Source organism: Halorussus litoreus (genome assembly GCF_003382685.1).
GTDB classification, from domain to species: domain Archaea; phylum Halobacteriota; class Halobacteria; order Halobacteriales; family Haladaptataceae; genus Halorussus; species Halorussus litoreus.
Genome location: NZ_QLVG01000049.1, coordinates 14,460 through 38,057, shown reverse-complemented (window position 1 = coordinate 38,057; position 23,598 = coordinate 14,460). Strand labels below are relative to the sequence as shown.

The 23,598-nt window shown below is 66.3% G+C and carries 20 protein-coding genes; 7 read left to right on the top strand and 13 right to left on the bottom strand.

Annotated elements, in window-relative coordinates; translation table 11 throughout:
* Window positions 1-2 precede the first annotated feature (2 nt).
* The 4 genes from DPQ64_RS14725 to DPQ64_RS14710 all read right to left on the bottom strand — a co-directional run bounded on the left by DPQ64_RS14725 (window position 3) and on the right by DPQ64_RS14710 (window position 4,930).
* Complete coding sequence (locus DPQ64_RS14725) at window positions 3-1,340, bottom strand: glycosyltransferase family 4 protein (protein ID WP_198662148.1); 1,338 nt, start codon at window positions 1,338-1,340, stop codon at window positions 3-5.
* Window positions 1,341-1,388: 48 nt separating this feature from the next.
* Window positions 1,389-2,687, bottom strand: a complete 1,299-nt coding sequence (locus tag DPQ64_RS14720) for a nucleotide sugar dehydrogenase (protein ID WP_115865074.1) — start codon at window positions 2,685-2,687, stop codon at window positions 1,389-1,391.
* A complete protein-coding gene (gene wecB, locus DPQ64_RS14715) occupies window positions 2,684-3,790 on the bottom strand; it encodes a non-hydrolyzing UDP-N-acetylglucosamine 2-epimerase (protein ID WP_115865073.1) in 1,107 nt (368 codons plus the stop codon). Before wecB ends, DPQ64_RS14720 begins: the two co-directional genes overlap by 4 nt.
* A gap of 99 nt (window positions 3,791-3,889) precedes the next feature.
* The gene (locus tag DPQ64_RS14710) at window positions 3,890-4,930 is read right to left on the bottom strand and encodes an ATP-grasp domain-containing protein (RefSeq protein ID WP_115865072.1); all 1,041 of its coding nucleotides are present in this window, start codon (window positions 4,928-4,930) and stop codon (window positions 3,890-3,892) included.
* A 188-nt stretch (window positions 4,931-5,118) separates the two neighbouring features.
* Here DPQ64_RS14710 and DPQ64_RS14705 point away from each other — a divergent pair, with 188 nt between their 5' ends.
* Entirely contained in the window at window positions 5,119-5,781 is a 663-nt protein-coding gene (locus DPQ64_RS14705; protein ID WP_157971733.1) for an HAD family hydrolase, read from the top strand.
* 49 nt (window positions 5,782-5,830) lie between these two features.
* Here DPQ64_RS14705 and DPQ64_RS14700 read toward each other — a convergent pair whose 3' ends face one another.
* Complete coding sequence (locus DPQ64_RS14700; protein WP_115865070.1) at window positions 5,831-6,511, bottom strand: PIG-L deacetylase family protein; 681 nt, start codon at window positions 6,509-6,511, stop codon at window positions 5,831-5,833.
* 327 nt (window positions 6,512-6,838) lie between these two features.
* Here DPQ64_RS14700 and DPQ64_RS14695 point away from each other — a divergent pair, with 327 nt between their 5' ends.
* Window positions 6,839-8,635, top strand: a complete 1,797-nt coding sequence (locus DPQ64_RS14695) for an ABC transporter ATP-binding protein (protein ID WP_115865069.1) — start codon at window positions 6,839-6,841, stop codon at window positions 8,633-8,635.
* Between the two features lie 279 nt (window positions 8,636-8,914).
* On the opposite strand, the gene DPQ64_RS14690 is transcribed toward DPQ64_RS14695, so the two are convergent.
* Window positions 8,915-10,087 carry an NAD-dependent epimerase/dehydratase family protein gene (locus tag DPQ64_RS14690; protein WP_115865068.1) on the bottom strand — a complete coding sequence of 391 codons (1,173 nt, stop codon included), beginning with the start codon at window positions 10,085-10,087 and terminating at the stop codon, window positions 8,915-8,917.
* A gap of 1 nt (window position 10,088) precedes the next feature.
* Window positions 10,089-11,111 (bottom strand): Gfo/Idh/MocA family protein, encoded by a 1,023-nt coding sequence (locus tag DPQ64_RS14685; protein ID WP_115865067.1) that lies wholly within the window; start codon window positions 11,109-11,111, stop codon window positions 10,089-10,091.
* 119 nt (window positions 11,112-11,230) lie between these two features.
* Between DPQ64_RS14685 and DPQ64_RS14680 the strand changes: the two genes are divergently transcribed.
* The gene (locus DPQ64_RS14680) at window positions 11,231-12,187 is read left to right on the top strand and encodes a glycosyltransferase family 2 protein (protein ID WP_157971732.1); all 957 of its coding nucleotides are present in this window, start codon (window positions 11,231-11,233) and stop codon (window positions 12,185-12,187) included.
* Between the two features lie 11 nt (window positions 12,188-12,198).
* On the opposite strand, the gene DPQ64_RS14675 is transcribed toward DPQ64_RS14680, so the two are convergent.
* A complete protein-coding gene (locus tag DPQ64_RS14675) occupies window positions 12,199-13,458 on the bottom strand; it encodes a glycosyltransferase family 4 protein (RefSeq protein WP_115865065.1) in 1,260 nt (419 codons plus the stop codon).
* A gap of 133 nt (window positions 13,459-13,591) precedes the next feature.
* On the opposite strand from DPQ64_RS14675, the gene DPQ64_RS14670 reads away from it, so the two are divergent.
* Entirely contained in the window at window positions 13,592-14,674 is a 1,083-nt protein-coding gene (locus tag DPQ64_RS14670; protein ID WP_157971731.1) for a glycosyltransferase family 2 protein, read from the top strand.
* A 55-nt stretch (window positions 14,675-14,729) separates the two neighbouring features.
* Here DPQ64_RS14670 and DPQ64_RS14665 read toward each other — a convergent pair whose 3' ends face one another.
* Both DPQ64_RS14665 and DPQ64_RS14660 read right to left on the bottom strand, forming a co-directional pair.
* Window positions 14,730-14,966 (bottom strand): CopG family transcriptional regulator, encoded by a 237-nt coding sequence (locus tag DPQ64_RS14665; RefSeq protein ID WP_115865063.1) that lies wholly within the window; start codon window positions 14,964-14,966, stop codon window positions 14,730-14,732.
* A 61-nt stretch (window positions 14,967-15,027) separates the two neighbouring features.
* Window positions 15,028-16,296, bottom strand: a complete 1,269-nt coding sequence (locus DPQ64_RS14660) for a sulfatase (protein WP_115865062.1) — start codon at window positions 16,294-16,296, stop codon at window positions 15,028-15,030.
* 297 nt (window positions 16,297-16,593) lie between these two features.
* Between DPQ64_RS14660 and DPQ64_RS14655 the strand changes: the two genes are divergently transcribed.
* The 3 genes from DPQ64_RS14655 to DPQ64_RS14640 all read left to right on the top strand — a co-directional run bounded on the left by DPQ64_RS14655 (window position 16,594) and on the right by DPQ64_RS14640 (window position 19,636).
* The gene (locus tag DPQ64_RS14655) at window positions 16,594-16,899 is read left to right on the top strand and encodes a hypothetical protein (RefSeq protein ID WP_115865061.1); all 306 of its coding nucleotides are present in this window, start codon (window positions 16,594-16,596) and stop codon (window positions 16,897-16,899) included.
* A 222-nt stretch (window positions 16,900-17,121) separates the two neighbouring features.
* The gene (locus tag DPQ64_RS14650; RefSeq protein ID WP_157971730.1) at window positions 17,122-18,399 is read left to right on the top strand and encodes a glycosyl hydrolase family 28-related protein; all 1,278 of its coding nucleotides are present in this window, start codon (window positions 17,122-17,124) and stop codon (window positions 18,397-18,399) included.
* A 334-nt stretch (window positions 18,400-18,733) separates the two neighbouring features.
* Window positions 18,734-19,636, top strand: coding sequence for an alkaline phosphatase family protein (locus DPQ64_RS14640; RefSeq protein ID WP_157971729.1), 903 nt, complete (start codon window positions 18,734-18,736; stop codon window positions 19,634-19,636).
* Window positions 19,637-19,654: 18 nt separating this feature from the next.
* On the opposite strand, the gene DPQ64_RS14635 is transcribed toward DPQ64_RS14640, so the two are convergent.
* From DPQ64_RS14635 to DPQ64_RS14625, 3 genes are all read right to left on the bottom strand, one after another.
* Entirely contained in the window at window positions 19,655-20,833 is a 1,179-nt protein-coding gene (locus DPQ64_RS14635; protein WP_157971728.1) for a prenyltransferase/squalene oxidase repeat-containing protein, read from the bottom strand.
* Between the two features lie 18 nt (window positions 20,834-20,851).
* Entirely contained in the window at window positions 20,852-22,285 is a 1,434-nt protein-coding gene (locus tag DPQ64_RS14630; RefSeq protein WP_198662147.1) for a sulfatase, read from the bottom strand.
* A 175-nt stretch (window positions 22,286-22,460) separates the two neighbouring features.
* A complete protein-coding gene (locus DPQ64_RS14625; RefSeq protein WP_115865055.1) occupies window positions 22,461-23,597 on the bottom strand; it encodes a glycosyltransferase in 1,137 nt (378 codons plus the stop codon).
* Window position 23,598 lies beyond the last annotated feature (1 nt).

Below are 23,598 nucleotides of genomic sequence, written 5' to 3'. Positions count from 1 at the left end.
GATTACGCTCCCGGCGGCTCGGGCTCCGAAACCCGGCGCTCTGGCTGGGCGAGGCCGAGCCGGACTTCCAGCTGGTCGGCGAGTTTCCGAGCGATCTGGCGGCGGTCCCGGTGGCGCTCGACGAACTGACGTCCGTTCCGTCCGAGTCGCCACCGCCGCTCGTCGTCGGTCGCGAGTTCGTCGAACGTCGCCGCGAGCGCGACCGGGTCGTCGTCGGCCGCGACGCCGCCCGCCGATTCGGCCACGAGGCGCTCGACAGCGCCGGTTCCGGTCACCACCACGGGGAGTTCGCTCGCCATGTACTCGTAGGCCTTCGTCGGAACGGCGTACGAGAGCGCCTCGCTGGCGTCGGTGGGAGCGACCCCGAGCAGCGACGAGTCGAGGATTTTTGGGACCCGACTCCGGTCGACTGGGCCGGTGATATCGACCGCGTCCCCGAGGTCCAGTTCCGCCACGAGACGTTCGAGGGCCGACCGGCGGTCCCCGTCGCCGACGATGGTCAGCATGAGGTCGGTCTCGACGTACTGCATCGCGCGGACGCAGCATTCGAGGTCCTGCGCGTGGCCGAGGTTGCCGGTGTAAACGACGCGGGACTCGGCGGATTCGCGGAAGCACTCGGACTCGCCAGATTCGCGGGGATGCTCGAACCTTCCGGTCTCGACGACATCTGCGGGCGCGGCCGCAGACTCGTCGGTGGGTGCGAACTGAGAGGCGTCGGTCGGCGCGAACCGTGAGGCGTCGACCCCGTTCGGAATCACCGTGACCGCGTCGGGGTCGATGGACGAGTACCGCGACAGGAGCTGCGAGCGCATCTCCGGCGTCGTGGTCAGGATCAGGTCGCTGGTCGAGAGGGCCGCGCGCTCGAACAGCCGGGACGCCCGGATCAGCACGCGCTCGGCCGGGACGAAGTCGAGGTGCGCCGCGGGGTCGACCCAGAAGTCGCGAACGTCGGTGACCCAATAGAGCCCTTGGGCGAGTTTCCCGACGAGGCCTACCAGCGCCGTGAACATCGGCGGCGTGGACGCGAGGACGGCGTCGAACCGGCCGCCGTTCCAGAGGACCCACAGCATCGCGTGGAGGGCGAACGTCAGATAGTACGCCAGCCGCTGCGCGAATTCGGGGTCTTCCTCGGTGGGCTGGTACGACCACAGGCGGTGGACTTCGACGCCCTCGCGCTCCTCGGCGCGCCGGAGCGACCACTCGCGCTCGAACTGGCCCGGCGGATAGCTCGGGAACGGCGCGAGGACCGTGACGTCCCAGCCCTCGTCCGCGAGGTGTCGGGTCGTGTCGCCGATGCGCGACGCGTTGCCGCCCATCTCCGGCGGGTAGGTCTGTGTCACGACGAGCAATCGCCCGGTCACGGTCGCTCCCCACGAGTACCGTTCATGCTACACCTGCGAAACGTCGAACCCGCTGTCGGTCCACGCGTCGCGGTCGATCATCGCCTTGGTGTCGACCATCACGGGCGTCCGCATTCGCTCGGCCATCCGCTGGGGGTCGAGGTTTCGGTACTCGTCGTGGTCGGTCATGATCACGACCGCGTCGGCGTTCGCGGTCGCCTCCGACAGCGACGACAGTGCCACGCGCTCGGACTGTGCGACTGAATCGGCCTCGACGTGCGGGTCGTGAAAACTGGCGTCCGCGCCCGTCTCGACCAGTTCGTGGGCGAGCCGGAGCGTCGGGCTCTGGCGCACGTCGGCGACGTTACCCTTGTACGCGACGCCGAGGACGGCGATCCGGCGGCCGTCGAGGTCGCCGAGGTGCGACCGGACGAGTTCGACGACGTAGCCGACCATCCCGTCGTTGACCCGCCGCGCGCACTCGAGGAGTTCGGTCCGGTCCGAGTGCTCGGCGAGGAACCACGGGTCGACGGGCACGCAGTGACCGCCGACGCCGGGGCCGGGCCGGTGGATGTCGACCCGTGGATGAGTGTTCCCGAGTCGGATAGCCTCCCGCGACTCGATGCCGTAGTCCCGGGCGAGCTTGGCGAACTCGTTGGCGAGCGCGATGTTCACGTCCCGGAACGTGTTCTGGGCGAGCTTGGCGAACTCGGCGGTCGTCGCGGTAGTGGTGTAGACGGTCGCGTCGACGAACGAGTCGTACAACTCGACCGCCGAGCGCGTCGACCCGTCGTCGACGCCGCCGACGATGCGGTCGTTCTCGCGGAGCTCGCGGGCCACGTCCCCAGGTAGCACCGTCTCGGGCGAGTACGCGAGTCTGAAGTCCTCGCCCGCGGTGAGTCCGCTCGCTTCGAGGATGGGCCGAACCGTCTCGGCGGTGGTGCCCGGCGGAACGGTCGACTCGACGATCACGGTGTCGCCGGGCCGCAACTCGTCGGCGATGGTGTCCGAGGCGGCCTCGACGGCCGAGAGGTCGGCCCGCTTTCGTAGTTCGGTTCGATTGTCCGTCTGCGTGCCGACGCCGCTCGCGTCGAGCGGCGTCGGCACGCAGACGAGGTGGTAGTCGGCCGTCTCGGGCTCGGTCGCGAGGACGAGGTCGCCCGAATCCAGCGCGTCGGACACCAGCGAGCGGAGCTCCGGTTCGTCGAACTGGAGGTCCAGCCGCTCGATGCGGTCCAGGACGCGCTCGGAGGTGTCGAACCCGACGACCTCGTGGCCGTTGCTGGTCAGCATCGCCGCGGTCGGCAGGCCGATGTACCCCAGTCCGTGGACGCAGACTCTGCTCATGCTACCTCCGCCAGCACGTCCGCCGAGACGGCGTCGAGAATGTTGGCCGCGGCCGTCCCGTTGCCGAACGGACACGCCCAGTCGACCGGGCGGTCGAGCATCTCGGCGGCTCCAGATGCGATGTCCTCGGCGTCCGTTCCGACGAGGATGTTCGCACCGACAGAGAGCGTCTCCGGGCGCTCGGTGCTGTCCCGGACCGTCACGCAGCGCGTGCCGAGGATGCAGGTCTCCTCCTGGACCCCGCCGGAGTCGGTGAAGACGACGAGCGCCTCGTCTTCGAGACGGAGGAAGTCGAGGTACGACAGCGCGTCGACGAGTTCGATTCCCTCGGGGACCGAGAGGTCGAACTCCGCGATGCGCTTCTCGGCCCGCGGGTGGACGGGGTAGATGCAGCGGACGCCCCGGTCGGCGGCGAACCGGCCCACGCCGTCGAGGATCGACTGAAAGCGGTCCGGATCGTCGACGTTCTCGGCGCGATGGGCGGTCAGGACGGCGTATCGAAAGCCCGAGATACCCAACTCGTCGAGCACGTCGCTCTCCTCGGCCGCGATGTCGGCGTGGCGCTGGACCGCGTCGACGACGGTGTTGCCGGTCACGTGGATGCGCTCGTCCGGGATGCCCTCGTTTTGGAGCAGTCGCTCGGACTCGGTCGTCGGAGCGAACAGGTAGTCCGAGGCGTGGTCGGCCAGAATCCGGTTGAGCTCCTCTGGCATGTCCCTGTCGAAGCTCCGCAGGCCCGCCTCGACGTGGCCGAGCTGCGTGTCGAGTTTGCAGGCCGCGATGCTGCCGGCGAGCGCGGAGTTGGTGTCGCCCTGCACCAGCACCGCGTCGGGCCGCTCGTCCTCCAGAATCGGCTCGATCTGGGCGATGAGCGTGCCGGTCTGTCGGCCGTGCGGGCGCGAGCCGACGCCGAGGTCGTAGTCGGGCTCGGGGAGGTCGAGTTCCTCGAAGAACACCGAGTCCAGTTCGTCCGAGTAGTGCTGGCCGGTGTGGACGACCGCGTAGGGGTAGTCCCGTCGCTCGCACTCGTGGACGATGGGGGCGCACTTGATTATCTCCGGGCGCGTCCCAAGTACGACTGCGATAGATGGTGTACTCGTCATTCTCGAAAGTTCGGGATACCTACCCGAACGACCCGGATAAAGCGTCACTATCGTTCAGTTTCGTCCCGTGAGGTACTGCGGTATTACGACGGCGGAAGGTCAGGCCCAATCCGGATTATTGGGCTGTTTCGGCGCTGGCGTCCTGAGCTCCGACTCGGACGCGTACAGCTCGTCCGTGTAGCGCACGAGGTGGAGGTCGGCCTCGAACCCCTCGGGAGCCTCGACGCGCTCGCCCAGCGCGTCCCGGACGAGCAGGTCGAGTTCGTTCACGCCCGCCTCGACCGTGAGACACGCCGTCGAGGAGAACCGGGGGTTGATCTCGATGGTGTACACCTCGCCCGTCTCGTCGTCGCGCAGCTGCTGGACGTTGATCGGCCCGCCGGGCGACAGCGCGGAGAAGATGCGCTTGCAGGACGCGATGACCGACGGCTCCAGCCGGGTCGCGCCCCGGACGGTACACCCCTCCTTGGCGATGGCCTCCTTCGGAACGATGGAGAGCAGTCGGTCGTCCCGGGTCGCCACCACGCTCGTCGTGTACTCGGTCCCGGAGACGTACTCCTGAACCACGAGGTCCTCTGCCACTCGGTCGGTCTCGGCGAGGTGGGCTTCGAGGGCCGCGAGCGAGTCGAGTTTCGCGACCCCGCGACTGCCCCGGCCGCGCCGGGGTTTGACGACGACCGGGAAGTCGTCGGGAGCGAGGTCGTCCGAATCGAAGTCCTCGGAACCGCCTTCCACGACCTCGCTCGCCAGCCTCGTCGTCGGGACCGATAGGCCCGCGTCGGCCAGCCGGCGCGCCATCCGGTACTTGTCGAGCGTGTCGTCGACGACCGACTGGCGCGGCGCGACCAGACCGACTTCGTCGGGGAGGCGCTCGTCGAGTTCCGAGAGCCTCGCCAGTTCCTCGTCGACCAGCGGGACGACCGCGTCCGCGTCGAACTCGTCGACGACCGCGGCCATCTCGACCGGCCACGAGTCGTCGCTGGCCGGCGGCACGACCCGCCCGCGGTCGACCAGATGGAACCCCGTTGCCGTCGGGTCCATGTCCACCCCGACCACCTCGTGGTCCGAGTGGTCCTGCAACGCCCCAATCGTGCCGGTTCCCCCAGTACTCCCCACTCCCGTGACTAGCACCGTCGCCATTGGCCTGGGTTGGTACGCCGGACGCGCCCGTATACCTTCGCACGAGATTGGACCGCTGGCAAAATCGATTAACTCCCGAGAGGCGCGAAAGTATGAGTGAGGTGTCTGAAACGAGGAGAAAAAGCCGAAACAGAGAACAGCGCACGTGCGGGGAAAACAGTTGTATGGTTCTCGGTCGGAAGGACAGTATGGTCACGGCGGTGGGGTTCGACCTCGACGGGACGCTGTTCGACGACCGCCAGTACGTGCGGGCCGGGCTCAAGGCGGCGGCCCGCGCCCTCGAATCCAGAACGGGCGTGGACGCTCGGGAAGACCTTCTAAAGGCGTACTTCCGGCGCGACATCCGGGAGGGGACGTTCGATCACGTCCTCGACGCTCGCGACCTCTCCCCGGACCTCGTTCCCGAACTCGTCGCCGCGTACCACGACCACGACGACGACCTCGTCGCGTACCCGGAGACGGTGCCCGTGCTGGAGAGCCTCGACGACTACCGGCTCGGACTCCTCACCGGCGGGACGAACGGCGGCGAGAAACTGGAGCGGCTCGCCATCGCCTCGTACTTCGACGCGGTGGTCGTCACGGCCGACGGGGACGCGACCAAGCGCGATCCCGAGCCGTTCCGGGAGCTCTGCGACGCGCTCGACGTGGAGCCGTCGGAGATGGCGTACGTCGGCGACAGACCGGAGTTGGACTTCGCGCGCCCGAACGACCTCGGTATGTACACGGTCCGAGTGATGAAGGGCCAGTACGCGGACGTGGCTCCGGAGTCCGACCCCGAGGAGCCTGACGCGACGATAGACAGTCTGGCGGCCCTGCCCGGCCTACTCCGGCGACGCGCGTCGCCGGAGTAGGCCGGGTAGGGCCGCCGCGAATTCGGACGACCCCCGAGAGAAGGAACCGCTACCGGACTTCCCGAAGGAGTTCGAATGGCTCGGCCGCGTCGACGCCGGCCTTCGCGCCCCAGAGCTTCGCGTTCCGGCGGACGTTCTCGACGTTCCGCGGGTGGGGATGCTCGCGGAGTTCCGTGCTGTGTTCCGTGAGCGCGTCCAGCTTGCGGTCGAGGTACTCTGAGACGTCCATGAAGGTGGAGGGCTGGAACGCGTTGACGACGTGCGGGACCGACCACTCGGAGGTCGACAGCGTCTCGTACGCGAGGACGGAACTCACGTTCGACTCCGGGAGCGGTCGGGCAGCGGTGACCACGGCACGGCAGGTCAACTCGTGGCTCAGGTTCAGATCACCGTAGTGGTGCGTGTAGATGACGTCCGGGTCGTGGGCCCGGATCTCGTCCTCGACGGCCTTCACGATGTCCAGCAGTGGAATGTCGTCGAACGCGTTGTCCGGGAACCCGTGGAACGTCACCGAGTCGACGCCGAGCGCCGCGCAGGCGTTTCGCGTGCAGTCTCGCCGCTCGGCCATCTTGGCCTCGACTTCTGGCGTGATCTCGTCGTAGCGTGCCGGTTCTGCCTCGGACAGGATAGAGACGTGCACGTCGTCGCCCTGGGCGGCGTGTCGCGCGAGGGTTCCGCCGACGCCGATTATCTCGTCGTCGGGGTGGGTCGCGACGCAGAGAACTCTCATTTCCCACCCGGATTCGCTATTTCGCCACAAATACCTTCGAGTTCGTGTACAGCGTAATGGTCCGTTTCGGTTCGGGTGAGAGGGCGGTTAACTCGGGGGTTCGCGGGGGTTTTCCAACGGACGCTCGCGACGCTTCTTGCCCGGTTAGGTCTCGAAACGCGATCATCGCCGTTCCACAGCCCGCCGGGGGTCGACTCGACCGTTCCGAGTCGGGATACTCCTTCCGAGACCGGGTAAGCAGCCGTTTCGCCCGGGCGCAGGCCGCGAACAGCAACCATACATTTGTACGTGGCGGTCGACTATCGGGACAGGGCCGTTGGGGGACATATGGAAGATATAGACGAGAACATTCCTTGGCGACAGAAGTTACGCACTATCGAGACAGTCATCAAATTCCGTCCGGATCTGGCCGCCATCATCGTCGTGACGGGGATGATGGCCGCCGTACTCGAGGGGATCGGACTCAGCTTCCTCTATCCCATCATCGAGGTCGCACAGTCCGACGGGAGTCTCACCAGTCAGGGCGGCGTCCTCGGGGCGTTCGTCACGGTCTACGATTTCGTCGGACTCCCGCTTACGCTCGAAACCATTATAGCGGGCGCGGCGGTCGTCGTGATTCTGCGGTACGTCGTCACGTTCCTGTCGGCCTGGATGCGCGCGACGCTCCAGACCAAGTACGTCAGGCACATGCAGACGGTCGCGTTCGAGAACTCGCTGAACACCCGCGTGTCGTACTTCGACACCCAGGGGTCCGACGAGATTCTCAACGCCATCGTCACCCAGGCGCGGTACTCCGGACGGCTCATCCAGCGACTCTCGATGCTCATCAATCAGGCGCTGCTCACCGTCATCTACCTCGTGCTCGCGTTCGTACTCGCACCGCGGCTCACGCTGCTCACCATCGGCGTCCTCGGCGTGTTCCTCTACATCCTCCGGTCGGTCCTCGAATCCGGCTACTCGGTCGGGGGGCGCGTCGCGAACGCCAACGAGCGAGTCCAGGAGGCCGTGCAGGCGGGCACGCAGGGCATCCGGGACGTGAAGCTGTTCAACCTGAGCGGCGAGCTGTTCTCGAACTTCGACAAGGCCGCGGGGCAGTACGAGACCGCGAGCATCAAACTCCAGCGGAACAAGGCTGTCATCAACAATGCGTATCGGCTCGCCGCGGCGCTGACGGTCTTCGGGCTCATCTACGCCGCGTTCGTGTTCTCGTCGCTCTCGCTGGCCGGGCTGGGCGTGTTCCTGATGGCCATGTTCCGGCTCGCGCCGCGACTGAGTTCCCTGAACGACCTGATCTATCAGGCCGAGGGCGACCTGCCACACCTCATCCGGACCCAGCAGTTCGTCGAGGCGCTCGAACAGCGTCAGGAGCCACAGGACGGGAGCGAACCGGTTCCCGCGACGATAGAGGAGGTGGCCTTCGAGGACGTATACTTCGCGTACGAGGAGAGCGAAACCGTCCTCGAGGGCCTGTCCTTTACCGCCTCGCGCGGCGAGTTCCTCGCGTTCGTCGGCTCGTCGGGGGCCGGGAAGTCGACCATCGTCTCGCTGCTCGCGCGCATGTACGTCCCGAATCGGGGGCGGATAACCGCGAACGACCGCCCGATCTCGTCGTTCGACCTCGAAGAGTGGCGCGAGCAGGTCTCGGTGGTCCGCCAGAACCCGTTCATCTTCAACGACTCGCTCCGGTACAACGTCACCGTGGGGAACCGCGACGCCACCGAGTCGGAGATCAGGGAGGTGTGCGAGGCCGCGCGGGTGACCGAGTTCCTCGACGACCTGCCCAAGGGGCTCGACACCGTGTTGGGTGACGACGGGGTCAGGCTGTCGGGCGGCCAGCGCCAGCGCATCGCCATCGCCCGCGCGCTGCTGAAGGACGCGGAGGTGCTGGTGCTCGACGAGGCGACCAGCGACCTCGACACCACACTGGAGAGCGAGGTCCACTCGAACATCGAGGCGATGAGCCGCGACCACGTGATGATCGTCATCGCCCATCGGCTCTCGACGGTCAAGAACGCCGACTGCATCTACACGATGAAGAACGGGCGGGTCATCGAGGCCGGTGAGCACGCCGAACTCGTCACGAACGACGGCAAGTACGCCGAACTGTACGCCACGCAGTCGTAACCCTCGGTAGTCCGAGACGTTCGACTGCCCCTCGAAAAGTGTCACAGACCACCGGGATGCGCTCGATGTCACAACCGGCAGGGACGCACTCGGTGCCACCTCCGACAGGGGCGCGCTGGCGAGCCCTCGTGGCGAGCCAAAGCGCGAAGTGGGCAAGAGTCAGCGGGATATTGGCGCGCGCAGACTTCGCGCGCCAGATATCCCGCTGAACGACTGTGACCGGACAGGAGCTTTCTACCGACTCTGGACTGCGAGCGTCCCCGATTCACGGGAGCCCAGTCAGACCAACTCCTCGTACTCCATCCACTCGGCGAGCAGGTCCATCGCCTCCGGGAACGAGACGCGGGGCTCCCAGCCGAGCGTCTCCTTCAGCTTCTCGTTCGATAGCGTTCCGGTCGCGGACTGCATCCGGAGGACGTTGCGGGTCGGCATCTCGTAGTTTGGGTCGGTAGCGGAATCGCCGTTAGAGCCGGACGCGGGCAGCGAGCCTCCGCCGCCGTCCGGCGAGACGAGGTCGACGGCGGCGTCCTGTAGCCGTTCGGGCAGCGAGCGGTAGATGGCCTTCGCCCACGGCGTCTCCTTGATCTCCGAGAACGCCCGCTCCCGGAGGTCGGTCGACGTGAAGAGGTACGCGAACAACCGGGCGGGCGGCACCACGCTGTCCCGCAGGTACCACGTCTTCTCCTTGAGGCGTATCTCGCGCCACGACAGCGATTTCACGGGCGGGTGCTCGCCGAGGACCTCGCCGAGCGCGGCGTAGTACTGGTTCCACGTCACCGTATCGTCGTCGACTGCGAGGAACACCTCGCCGTCGGCCGCGGGGTCGTTCAGCGCGAGGACGACGGCGTCGACCAGATTGTCCACGTGGATCTGGTTGAGAGCCCCGACGCCGCCATCGGCGAGCACGGTCCCCTGCCGGAGCTGTTCGACCGGGGTCGTCACCCACCGGCTGTGGGGTCCGTAGACGATCATGGGCCGGAACACGGTCGGAGACAGCGCCATGCGCTCGTCGGCGCGCTGGACAACCTTCTCGGCCCTGGCCTTCCGCCTCGCGTAGTCCGTGTCGGGGTCGAGCGGCGAGGACTCGACCACCTCGCCGTCGACCTCGTGGCCGTGGACCGCGGCGCTGCTCACGTGGACGAACGACTCCACGCCGGCCTGCTCGGCCGCCTCCAGCACGGTTCGGGTCCCGTCGATGGTGGTCTCGGCGTCCCCGTGTGCGCAGTGGACCACGGCGTCACAGTCGGACACGAGGTCGGCGACTCGCTCGCGGTCGAGCACCGACCCCTCCTCGATCTCTATCGGCAGCCGACCCAGCCGCATCGAGTTGGCCCCGGAGATGTTGTGGACCAGCGCGCGAACGTCCATCTCCTCTCCCAGCGCGAGTCGGTGGGCGAGCCGACTCCCGACGAACCCGCCAGCACCCGTGACGAACACCGTCGTTCCGGCCATGTTAGAACACCGACGAGACCGGCTCCATCCCCGTCGCTTCCCACGAGTTCGTCAGCTGCTCGCGGCTCCCGTAACACTCCTCGACCAGTCGGCTGACGGTCACGCCCGTCTCGGCCGGGACGTACGAGACGGTGCCCGTGCTGACGGACTCGGCGAACCGGCGAACCTGCGCGGCCATCCGCTCGTACGGCTTCGTCGGCGGGTTCGACTCGCCGGGCGAGACGACGGTCCGGTCGCCGGTCTCGAAGTCGTGCAGTTGCGCGGTCACGCCGCCGAGTTCGCCCGTGATCTCGCCCCGCGTACCGACCATCCGGACGCTGTTGGTCAGATTCCGCGACGCACTCAGCTCCACGTCGACGACGGTCTCGGACGCGGTCGAGGCCAGTTCGATCTCCGCGTTCGCCTCCAGCCCTCCGAAGCTGTCGTCGCGATACGATTCGACGGTGATCGGTTCGTCGAGTATCCAGAGGACCACGTCCAGCGCGTGGGGGCCCTTGTCCGTGAGCACCCCGCCACCGGACAGCCGCTCGTCGAGTCGGTAGTTCGACGCGAACTCCCAGTTGGTCTCGTCGCCGAACCGGATCTCGAACCGCTCGCGCTCGCCGACCGCCCCGTTGTCCGAGAACAGTTTGAGCAGGCGGCAGGCGGGCGACTCCCTGTACTGGCGGGAGATGGCGTAGTGGACGCCGCGCTCGTCCGCCAGCGAGACCAGCGCCTCCGCGTCCTCGCTCGACATCGCCACCGGTTTCTCCGTCAGTACGTCCACCCCCGCGCGGATGCACGCCTCGGCGATCTCCTCGTGGAATCGCGGCGGCGTGGTTATGATCGCGGCGTCGACCTCCCCGAGCACGTCCTCGTAGTCGGTCGCGTACCCCCCAGCGCCGGACTCCTCGGCGACCGACTTCGCGCGTCGCTCGTCCACGTCGACCACCCACCGGAGATTCGCGTTCGATAGTTCGTCGACCGCAGGAATGTATCGGATCTGGGCGACGGTCCCGGCACCGATAATCGCGAACTGTAGCATCTACACGAAGGTAGATAACAGAACGTATATTCTTTATTGCCCGAGCGACGAATCGACCCGGGACGGGTGGCACAAGAACTAATTCCGTACCGATGATACAGTAGGTGGACGATCAGATCATGACAGCAGAGGGGGGCCAGCAGCCGTCGTTGACTGCGGGGGACCGGGACGCGGTGACCGTCATCGTACCGACGTACTATCGGAACGACACGTTGGCGGAAGCGATAGAGAGCGTCTACCGACAGGAGTACCGGCCGATAGAACTGATCGTCGTCGACGACTCCGGAGAGGCACACGCCGAGCCGGTCGTCGAAAAGTACGACGAGGTGACGTACGTCCCGCTGGCGGAGAACGGGGGCGCGCAGGCGGCGCGGAACGTCGGCTTCGAGCGCACGACCGGCGCGTACGTCCAGTTTCTGGACGACGACGATCGGCTTCGACCCGACAAGTTCACCACGCAGGTCGCTCGGTTCACCGATTCGGTCGGGGTCGTCTACTCCGCGTTAGGAATCCTCGAAACGGAAGAGGTCATCCCGCCGAAGCCCGAGGTTCGTGGCGACGTGCTGGAGTACGCGCTACAGCACGCGCTCTGGCCCTGTTCGAACTGCACGATGCTGATGAAGCGGAGTCTCCTCGACGAGGTGATGCCGGTAGACCACGAGCACGCCGCCGACGACGTGGGGCTGCAGATCGAGATGGCCAGACGCACCGAGTTCGAGTACGTCGACGAACCGCTCATCTACTCGCGGAACGACCTCGAAGACTCCCTCAGCGCGTCCCCCGAGTACTTCGAGTCGCGTCTCCAGCTGGTCTCAGAGTACTCGGACCTGTACGACAGGTACCCCGAGTACGTCAGAAAACGGGCGCTCTCGGGGATACACCGGGCCAAAGCCGAGCAGCTGATGGCGGAGAACGACTGGTCGGTCGAGGCCATCAAGTCCTACGGCCTGTCGGCCTACTACGCGCCTTCCGACAGACCGCTGAAGACCGCGGAGTTCGCGCTGTCGGTCTTCGGGAGTACGGGGCTGGAAGTGGCGGACCAACTCCGCCGCGTCTCCCGAAAGCACCTGACGTAGCGGGAACTATCTCACTGACTGGCAGCTCGATTCGACGCCAGCGATTCGAGCAGGTCCAGATACGCCTCGGTCTGCGCTTCGAGGGAGAACTCGTTCTCGACGCGTCGTCTGGCGTTGGCCCCGTACTCTCGGCGGCGCTCCGGGTTCGAGACGAGTTCGCGCAGTTTCGCCGCGAACGTCGCCATGTCGTGAGGGTTCACGACGAACCCCGTCTCGCCGTCCACGACCAGTTCCTTCGACCCGCCGTAGCAGGTCGACACGACCGGCGTCCCCGCGGCCATCGCTTCGAGATTGACCGTCGGGAACGGGTCGAGGTAGATGGAGGGCGTGGCTACCACCGCCGCGGCCTTGTACGCCGACCGGAGCAACGGCTCGTCGATCCAGCCGGTCGCCGTGATGCGGTCGCCGTAGCGTCCGGCGATCCGTTGCATCCGTTCCACGAAGTCGGTTCTCGACCCGGTCACGACCAGCCGGACGTCTTTCTCGCACGACTCCGCGACCCTCGCGAAGGCTCGCGCGAGGTGCTCGCCCCCTTTGTGGTAGCTGGCGCGTCCGCTGTAGAGGACGACAGCCGAGTCCGCGAGGTCGTACTCCTCCTCGAACGTCGCCGGGTCCGCCTCGTCGTACGGCGCGACGTCGATTCCGTTGTGGATGACCTTCGAGCTCCGGACGCCGTTGACCGACAGCGCGTCGTGGAGCGCCCGGCTGACCGAGACGCCGACGTTCACGTACGCGTTGAGATACCGCTTGTTGAGCCAGTTCCGGAGCGGGAAGTACGACACCCGCTTGCGCTTTAGCTGTTCCCACGGGCTGACGCGATAGGCCGTCAGGTCCGCGTCGCCGTCGTTCGGAGGCTCGTTCGGCACCAGTTTGCCGTACTCGACGCTCATCGCGTCGTGGTGCGTGAGGACGACGGGCAGCGAGTGTTGCTTCGCCAGCTTCAGCGAGTGGAGCGAGAGGTATCTGTTCAGCACGTGCGAGTGGACCGCGTCGAAGTCGTAGCGGTCGAGAATCCGGTCGACCTTCCGGACGGCCAGCGGGTGGTAGACGCTGTAGTAGGCTCTGAGCGGCGGAATCGTCGGCACGACGAACGACTCGACCGTGACCCCGTTCCGTCGTCGCCGCCCCGCGTCGGCTTCGTCGTCGACCCCCGTGACGACGGTCACGTCGTGTCCGCGCGAGGCGTACCGTTCCGCGAGATTAGCAGCGATGACCGCGGCCCCCCCTCGATGATTCGGCGGATACTGATCGGTCAGCACGCAGAGACGCATACCGTATCGACAGCAGTCATGACTAAAGTTATTGTGTCACTTTCGATGCCTGCGAACCGAGACAGGACTACGAGTCGAAATTGTCAGAAAGTCTATGCAAATCGTTAACGGTTTCGCTGTGGTTATACGGTTCATGACTGGCTCTCCGGACGTATCCGTTCTCATCTCGGTCTACAACGAGGAACCGTACGTCGAGGAGGCGATAGAGAGCATCCTCACCCAGACGTACGACGACTTCGAACTCGTCGTCATCGACGACGGGTCGACCGACGGGACGAGAGCGCGACTCAGGAACGTCGACGACCCGCGGATGAAGTACGTGGAGAACGACCGGAACGTCGGGTTCGTCAGAACCCTCAATCAGGGTCTCGACATGTGCAGCGGCAAGTACGTCGCGCGGATGGACGCCGACGACGTGGCTCGGCGCGACCGCATCGAGAAGCAGGTGCGGTTCCTCGAATCTCATCCCGAGGTCGGGATAGTCGGCTCCTACTGGGAGAACTTCGCCGACGAGACCGAGAGTACGCAGTTGGTCACGGTTCCGGAGACCGACGCGGAGATCCGCTGGAACGTCCTCCTCCACTGTCCGTTCGGACACCCCACGGTTCTGCTGCGGAGGCGGGTGCTGGAGGACAAGGACCTCCGGTACAGCCCGCACTACTCCGAGATCGAGGACTACGAGCTATGGCCACGAGTCCTGAAACACACGCAGGGCGCGAACATCCCGGAGCCGCTGTTGGCCCACCGCGTCCACGAGGACAGTCGCTACCAGCAGAACCTCGTCGATTTGCTCCGCGAACACGACAAGATCGCGCTCCGGACGATACGCGAGTACGTTCCGGAGTTCGAGACGACCCAAGAGGAGGTGAGCCGGTTGCGCGTCCTCGTCGGCGGCTCCGAGGAGTTCGCGCCGTACGACCCGCGCGAGCGGACCGTGGAACTCGTCGAGCGCTACCTCGAACTGCTCGGGGAGTTCGCCGAAACCCACCGGGGAGGAGCCGGGCTGGACGCCGCGAAGCGAACCGGCGTGGAAACCGCGGTGTCGCTCCTCTTCAACGAGTCGGTCAAGGGGACCAGCCCGCTGGACGTCGGGAACCACCTGCGGGTGAGCAACGCGCTAGCGCGAGCGATGGAACTTCACCCGCAAGCGACGATAGAAGAGACGTCCGCGACGTTCGGGTCCACCGTCAAGCGGCGAATCGAAGACCGGTTGTGAGTCCGACCTTGAGCGAGTCACTCCTCGGCGGGAGTTGTCGTCCCATCGAAACGATTCACAGATAGCCGAGCCCCTCCAGCCGCTCGGTCACCGCGTCCGACTCGTCCCTGGAACCCTTCGACTCGACTTCCCCGACCGTCGCCCCATCGCGGTCGACGTCGGCGTTCACCACCTCGGCGACGACGAACTGCACGTACTCCTCGACAGAGTCGAAGTTGGTCCCCTCGATTCGGCGCTCACACTCGGCTCGGAGGTCCGGCGGGAGCCGAACGGTGGCGTCGTCGGTGGTCATTCGCCGGTGATACGACGGACCGACCCATCAAGATTTGGGGAGCCGAACGGCTACGATCCGGTCACTGTTTGTACCCGAGCGCCTCCAGCTGTTCGTCGAGTTCGTCGTCCTCGACGACCTCCATCCGGGGACCGTCGACGCGAGACGCTTTCAGGTTTTCCACGTGCTCACGGCCCGCCTGGGACAGTTCGGAGAGGAATTCCCCTTCGGAGACGTCGTGAGTGGAGTTTCGGCCGTCCGAGATCACGCGGACCTCGTCACTCGACGCGGCGAAAATTTCCCGTCGTTCGGCGGTGTCGTCGGTAGAGAGGTCGATCCCATCGACGTCTGAAACTGCATCCCCACCGGCCATCGAGACCAAGGTCGGGAGGACGTCGATAGTGGATACGGCAGGTCGTTCACGGGGTGTGTCACCGGCCCCGGAGAAGAAGAGGGGGATCTTCAGGAGTTTCGGATGGACGCTCGGCGGGTGGAAGTACTGGCCCCCTTCGCCGAGCAACTCGCCGTGATCGGAAGTCAGACAGACTATCGGATCGGTGAGCGCTCGTTCCACGTCGTCGAGGAACGAATCGAGTTTCCGGTCGAAGTGCTGGACTGACCCTCGGTACGCCGTCCGTAACCTGCGTCGGTCGGCGTCCGTGACCGAAGACGGATTCTCGCGGGCCTTGTAGAAACTCCGCATCAGGCTCTTTTTCTCCACGTCCTCCGAAACGGTTCCATCCCGCGGGTACCACGGATTGTGGACGTCCATGTAGTGTAGCCAGAGGAACACCGGCCTCTCCCGACCGTCGACCCACTCCAGTGCCCGCTCGTGGAGCTTTTCCGCCGGGATGTAGGGGACGCTCGTTCCGCGAACGTCCCTCCCCATGTGCTGGCCGACGAGGGACATCACTTTCCGGGCCACTCGGCTCGCGACGTCGAACGTCGTAACGACGTCGCGAGCGAAATCCCACGCGCTGGTCCCGGACCCCTCGAACCCCCCGTCGAAGTAGAAGTCGAACCCCCGATCCCAGTCGTTGCGACCGAGCAAGAACGGATTGGAGTGGAATCCCGCGGTGTCGTAGCCGAGTTCCGCGAACTGCTCGGCGACGTGCGGTCGATCCCGTTCGTACGGGTCTCCCTCGTAACTCCACTGATAGCATCCGCTCAAGATGGAACGCATCGACCCCACGGTGTACGAGGCGGTCGACCACGCGTCGTCGTACGAGACCCCGTCGTGGGTCAACTTCTGAAATCCGGATAGTCGCGTCCGCACGCTGTTTCGCCCGGTGAACACCGCGTCGTATCGGAGGCTATCTACTGACAGTAGCACGACATCCGGTCTGGCCATGGCGGAGCAGAAAGACGCCAGTCGTCGACTTATAATCTGCGCTAAAAATCATCCGGGCCGACCATAAATGCCTCGAAGTCGTCGTATGGGGTCAACTGCCGTAAGCATAGAGAACTCCACATTCCGGAACAGAGGGCTTCTACGGCACCTCTCTCCGACGGGGACGATATATTTTCAGTGTGACTCCTGAGACGTGAGCGATCTAGAAGAAACCACTTAAAGAGAAAGATTTACATTGAAGGTCTGGCATCGGGCAGAGGCAGGACAACGCCTGCACGCCGCGACCGATATCCCACTATGAACCACGACTACCAAACGCCCTCCAAGGGCACGGAGAACTGGCACACCCCGCTGAACGCCAACTTCGAGAAGCTAGATCAGGACGTCGAAATCCGCGACGCGGACGGAAACAAATCGCAGTACGAACCCCGTAAAGGCGCGAAGTTCGTCGCGACCGACACCAAGACGGTGTACCTCGGCGACGGCTCCCAGTGGCAGCAGTTCGCCACGCTCGGGGCCGGGTTCGACGGCACCGTCCACGTCCAGTCGTCGAAGCCGGAGAACGCGTCCGAGGGCGACCTCTGGGTCCAGATCCCTGAGTAGTTCCGACGCGTCAGTACTCCCCGACGCGCCGACACCCCGGCGGATCGACACTCACCGATGGGCCAACGTCCCCCGTCGCGTCGAGTGAACACCGCTACCGAATTTTCTCGCGAGAATCTGCGGTAGCAGAGACGGCGAACAGTGACGGCGACGTCCATCGAGACTCACAGTTCAAGCTTAAAAGATAAGACTTACATTGAAGTCATGGGGAACCACGTCTGCATGGCTAACATCCCAACTCCAGAGGTCGCGAAGGGGACGGCTGCCGGTGCGCAGGAAGGCCGGAGTCCCGACGAGTTCCACGACGGGTCGCTCTACGACGTTCGAGACTACGGCGCGTCCGTCGACGGCTCGTCGGACGATTCGAGTGCGATAACCAGCGCGATCTCCGACGCAGCGGCGGACGGCGGAGCGGTGTACTTCCCGGCGGGCACGACCGCATCGAGCGAAATCAAGCTCGGGCGGTCGGCCAACGGCGTCACGCTGGTCGGCGAGGGAGCCGACTCGGAGTTCAAGGCGCTCGGGTCGTACGGTATCGCGCTCAAGGACTCGGGCGGTCCCGTCCAGAACGTGAAGATAGCGAATCTACGTCTCAACGCGAACGGGTGCAAGTACGGACTGACCTCCGCGCACAACGGACACGACGACGGCCCCATCACCGTCGAGAACGCGTGGGTTCACAACGCCACCGGCGCGAACGTTCGCGCGCAGTTGAAGAACATGGCCTTCCGGAACTGCTCGTCGTGGAACACGACGAACTGGCACGGGTTCACGATGGGGAACGACGGTCAGGGTTCCCAGCGCCTAATCCAGTGCGTGGCGTGGGGCTGCGGGTCCTCGTCGAACAGTAACGCAGGAATCGGATTCGACTGTTCCGGGACCCGCGTCGTTGTGGACGGGTGCATCTCGGTCAACAACAAGCGCGGGATGAAGACGACGGATCGAACCATCAAGACGGAAATCCACAACACCGCCCTGCTGAACAACACCTACATGGGCTTTTACTCGTCCGGGCGGAACGACTCGGCGGACGTAGTGCTCGACAACGTCCTCGCGAAGGGCAACGGCGGGGAAGGGTTCTCGTTCCGCGCGAGCAACTACACGACCCCGTCGTGTATCTGGTCGATAGGCAACTGCACCACCGGTGCGGGCCAGACCCACGGCGGCGTCGAGTTCGCGTACGGCGCGACGATGGACGTCAGCGAGATGCAGGTGTGTGGTACACAGAACGGGTATCCGGGAGTGCAGGACACCACGAGCGACAGTTCGGGCACCGTCTCGACGCTGATCGCCACCGACAACGACGGGGCGAACGTCAAAGAGTCGGGCGTTCAGATCGAGACGGTCGAGAACACCCAGTGCGAGGTCCCGTACGTCGAGGACCTCGTCGGGGGAACCTCACCGTCCGTGCACCACTACGACGGCGAAAGCTGGCAGGACGCGTCGATCAAGTATCACGACGGCCAGCAGTTCACGGACGCCTCCATCAGCCAGTTGTAGTCCGACCGGACTGCCGAGGTGGAGCTAGCACGAGACGCCCGGTTTAACGGGGCCCTGTTCGGCGTCCACGGGCGGTAACGGGTCGATACCGCCGCGGTGCGCCGGACCCGGCGGTTGCGCGCCGTCGAGGCGCGGCCGTCGGGGCGCGGTCGTCCGGGCGCGGGGGGGGGGGGGGGTGGGCGGGGCGGGGGGGTGGGCGCCCGGCCCGGGTGCTGCGGGCGCCCCAACGACCGAATACGCCGGGCAGCGTTCTGCCTGGGCACGGCTAGGACGAACTTGTCGTCCCTAGCTATCCCTACTGTCTTTGTAGACGGACGCCGGAGTCCACGGAACCATGTACTCCGTAGCCCAGATCAAACACGGTCTCAAGACCCCGAAGGCGATGGCACGCGAGGCCGCGCGGTTGACGAGCTCGAACGGGGACGGCTCGTTCAACGTCGACGGGATGGACATCTTCGCGGAGGACTGGGACAACCTCGTCATCCTCGACGCCTGTCGGTACGACACCTTCGCTGACGTGGCTGCGGGCCAGCTTTCGGGCACGCTGAGCAGCCGAATCTCGCGGGGCAGTTCCACCTCGGAGTTCGTGCGGGGTAACTTCGCGGGCAAGCGCGCACACGACACCGTCTACGCGTCCGCGAACAGCTGGTACGCGCGACTCCGCGACGAGATCGGCGCGAGCGTGTTCAAGTTCGTCGAGTTGAACGGCGAGAAGTACCGCGATCCCGGGACCCAGACGTTCCACCCCGAGCCGGTGACCGAGGACGCGAAAGCCGTCCACGACGAGTACCCCGACAAGCGGCTCATCGTCCACTACGTCCAGCCGCACACGCCGTTCATGGGGCCGACCGCGCGGCAGTTCTTCACGCAGTACGGGCAGGCGACGCTGTCGCAACTGGCGAAGAAGCCCGACATCACCACCGCGCGCATCCGCCGGGCGTACGAGGAGACGCTCGACGTGGCGCTCCCCCACGTGGCCGAACTGGTCGAACACGTCGAGGGGAAGACCGTCGTGACCGCCGACCACGGGGAACTGCTCGGCGAGCGCCACTGGCCGATACCTGTTCGGGGGTACGGCCACCATCCCGGCATCTATCACGAGGAGCTGGTGAGGGTGCCCTGGCTACAGATCCCGACGGACGAACGCAAGTCGGTGACCAGCGAGACGCCAGAGCGCGACGAGTTCGAAGTCGACGAGGTCGACGACCGACTCCGCGATCTCGGCTACAAGGTGTGAACGACTGACGATTTACAGTCACCGCTCGGTGACGCGCTGTTTCGACCGCGCCGACGCCGTCCGGTCGAGACCCGCTTCCAGACCGAGCAGCGCGTCGGCGAAGAACTTCGCGGCCCAGTTCGGGTAGCGGAGCCGCTGATACGGCCCCCAGATTGGCCGCGAACCCGCAAGCCCACCTCGGACGGGCGGGCTGTCCGAATCGGCGATCCGATGGACGGTCTTCAGGAACTCGACCTCGCGCTCGGCCGCAGACCGATACCGGGCGTCGCCGGTCAGTTCCGCCAGTCGAAGCCAGATGACCGCGGCCTGCGCGTTGCCCGTGAGACAGTAGTACGACGACCCGTTCCACGCCGCGTCGTACGCCCCCCGGAGCGCTCCGTCGCGTTCCTGGACCGCCAGCAGTCGGTCGGCCGACTCGCGGGCGACGGCGAACAGTTCCTCGTCGTTCGCCCTGACCGCGCCTTCGAGGAGGCCCCGGACGGTGTACGCGATGGTGTGGAGGAACGGCGCGTCACCCGGTTCGAAGCCCGCGTCGTCGAACCAGCCGTTCTCGCGCTGGCGGCTCGCGACCCACGAGAGGTTCGCGACGCCGGCGTCGCGGAAGGCGTCCTCGCCAACCGCGTCGCCCGCGGCGAGCAGCGCCCAGCCGATTCGGGAGCTGTAGCTGTGGACCGCGTCCTTGTAGTCGTAGACGTCCCAGTAGCCTTCGTCGTGCTGGACCGACGCCAGCCAGCGACCGGCCCGCCCGATGGCGTCTCGAAGTTCGTCGTCTCCCGTCTCCTCGTACGCGCGCACCAACCCGAGGAGTATCTGGCCGGTGTTGAACACGCTCGGAGGGGTTCCGCTGTCGGGCGCGACCCCGCGCGGGAAGCCGCCCGACGGCGTCTGGGTCGCGAGCACCCAGCGGGCCATCCGGCGAGCGCGCCGAGTTGCCTCGGGCGAGTCGAACCGCGCCCCGTACTCGTACAGCGTCGGTATCAGATACCCCGTCGTCTCCGGGTACGCGGCGTCCCAGCCGAGGATGGGGTTGTAGCTGGCCGCCGACCCGCCGGTCTCCGTGGCGTCCTGGCTCCGGAACAACCACCGCATCGTCTCGTCGAGGTGCTCGCGGTTCGAACGCGGCGTCGTGGTTTTGCCCCAGAAGTCGCGAACGATGTCGTCGATGAGCACCGTCGGCTTCGCGTCGTTCGGTCGCAAGCGCGGTCTCCATCGCATTCAGATCGCCCCCGCTCGTTCGAGTTCCGCGAGGCGACGCCGGACGCGTCGCCGCTCGGCGATGGTTCGATTGCGTCGCTCGATGCGGTCGCGGTGGACCGCGATGGCCTCCCGGAGGTCGTCGACCTTTCGCGGCTCGGCCTCGCTCCGGTCGACGCGCTCGTCCGGGTCGGCGTCGAGGTCGTACAGTTCGTGAGTGCCGAGCTCCCGGTTCTGGACGAGCTTCCACGGCCAGTCGTAGCACGCCACGAGGAGGTCGTTGTCGAGGTTCGCGCCGGTCGCGGGGTCGAAGTCGTAGACGACCTCCGAGACGACCGGTTCGTCGTCGGCAGCGAACGCGTCGGTACCGCAGAAGGATTCGAGGAGCGACCGCGACGGCTCCGCCCCGCTGCGATCGAGTAGCGTCCTGGGAACCCCGACCAGCGAGGTGGTGGCGTCGCGTTCGGCCGTGGCGACCCCCGGCCCTGAAACCACCAGCGGCACCCGGGTCACTTCGTCGTACAGCGTTCGCGGTCCGTGACTGAAGCCCCCGTGGTCGCCGAGTTCGGTTCCGTGGTCGCCGACGACCGCCAGCAGCGTGTCGTCGAACGCGTCCATCGACCGGAGCGCCCCGACCAGTCGACCGACCGCCTCGTCGGTCCGGCGGACCTCGGCGTCGTACAGGTCCTCGATGGTCGAGAGCGCGGACGACGAAATCGAGGGCGCGCCGTCTGTTGCGTTCTCGGTCGAGCTATCGTGATGTGCTACTGCGTGCCAGAGCCGCCCCTTCTCGAAGTCCGAGACGGCCGATGCGCCGACGCGACGGAGGTCCTCGTCGCGGGGCACCCACGGGTAGTGGGGGTCCATGTAGTGGATCCAGAGGAAGAACGGCCGGTCGGACGATTCGCGCCCGGCGAGCCAGCGGATCGCGTGGTCGGTGACCGTCTCGGCGGGTTCGAGCGGCGTGCGGTCGGTCACGGCGAACGTCGTCCGGGCGAGCCAGCCGAGCTTGTCCTCGAGCACCGCTGTGCCGTCGAGGAGTGACTGGGCCCGCCGTATCAGTTCGTCGAGTCCGCCCTGCGTGGAGCCGTCGTCGTCGGTCAGGAAGTCCCGGAACGTCTCGACCCCCCGGTCGTACCCGTGCTCGGGCGTCAGCCACGGGTTCCCCGCGTTGAACCCGGCGGTCTCGTAGCCGAGTCGCCGGAACGCCTCCGCGAGCGTCGTGGTCTCGGGCGGTATCCCGACGTCCCGGGAGTGACTCAGCGCCGGAACACCACCGAGGAGGGATTTGAACGAGTAGTACGTCGGAATCCCGCTCGCGACCGCTCTGGTCCAGACGGTGCCGTCTCGGGCGAGTTCGTCCAGATTCGGCGTCGTCGGTCGGTCGTACCCCGAGACGCCGGTTCGGTCCGCCCTGATGGAGTCTATCGTTACGTAAACTATGTTGTTCGCCATGCGTGTCGAGTGTCCGAATTCGCGTCGAGTGTCCGAACGGCGGCCCGTCGGCGGGGACGCCTCGAACGCAGTATCGGCAGAGACCGGTTTTGTTATTGTGTCGTTAGACGCCGCCACCACTCCCGGCGGCCGGGAGGCGCGAGCGCGCCTCCCCGGCCGCCGTCGTAGCGTAGCCCTACTTCCTCGCGTCGGCCTCCCTCGTCGCGGCATCGAGGGCCCGCTCGGCGACCTTCTCCCACGAGTGGTCGAGTGCGAGCGAGCGCGCCGCCGCGGACGCGTCGGCGTCGCCGTCGAGGAGCGTCAGGACGGCGCGGGCCACGTCGTCGGCGTCGTGGTATCGCGCTTTTTCGCCCGCGCTCGTACCGTCGAGCAGGTCGAAGTCGGCGTCGTCGGTCGCCAAGACCGGCGTCCCGCAGGCGAGGTACTCGAACAGTTTCAGCGGCGACCCCGGGATGGCCGGATGCTTGAGTATCGTCCCGACGTCGAACGCGCTCATGTACAGCGGAACCTCCTCGTGAGGAACCTGACCGACGAACTCGACCGCCTCGCCGACCCCGCGCTCGCGGGCCAGCGACTCCAGTTCCGCCCGCATCGGGCCGTCGCCGACGATCACGAACCGGGTTCGCGGGCGGCGCTCGCGGACGGCCGGAAGCGCCTCGACCACTCGCTCGACGCCGTGCCACGCGAACAGTCCGCCGACGAACCCGACGTGGTCGGCGTCGTCGTCCCAGCCGAGTTCGCTTTTGGCGCTCTCCACCGGCCGGAACGCGTCGGTGTCACAGCCGTTCGCGACGACGGCCAGTTTGCGCTCCGGGACGCCACGGGAGCGGAACTCGTCGGCCAGCTTGGGCGAGACGCAGACGACGTTGTCGGTCCACCCGACCAGCAGGCGCTCGTACCCACGGAGCAGCCGCGCCGTGGTCGGCGAGATGCTGCCCTGAAACTCGTGTTCGGTGATGAACGAACCGTTGACTTCGAGCGCCATCGAACAGGACTCGCCCGCGGCCCCGACGATTCCCGAGCCGAACAGGTGGTGTCGGTCGTAAACGAGGTCGTAGTCGTTGGCGACCCGGAATCGGAGCGTCGCGACCAGTGCCCGCAAGGGTTGTTGGGCGTACGCCGGGAGGAAGTCGACGACGCTCGCCGAGGACGCCGTCGACGCGACCCCGTCCGGGCAGTCGGCCGCTTCGGTTGCGGAGATCACGTCGACCTCGTGTTCGCGCGCCCAGTGGTTCACCACGCTCCGGAGGTGAATGGAGTCGCCACCGACCTCCCCCATGTCCACGCTCGGCGCGACGACCAGTATCCGCATG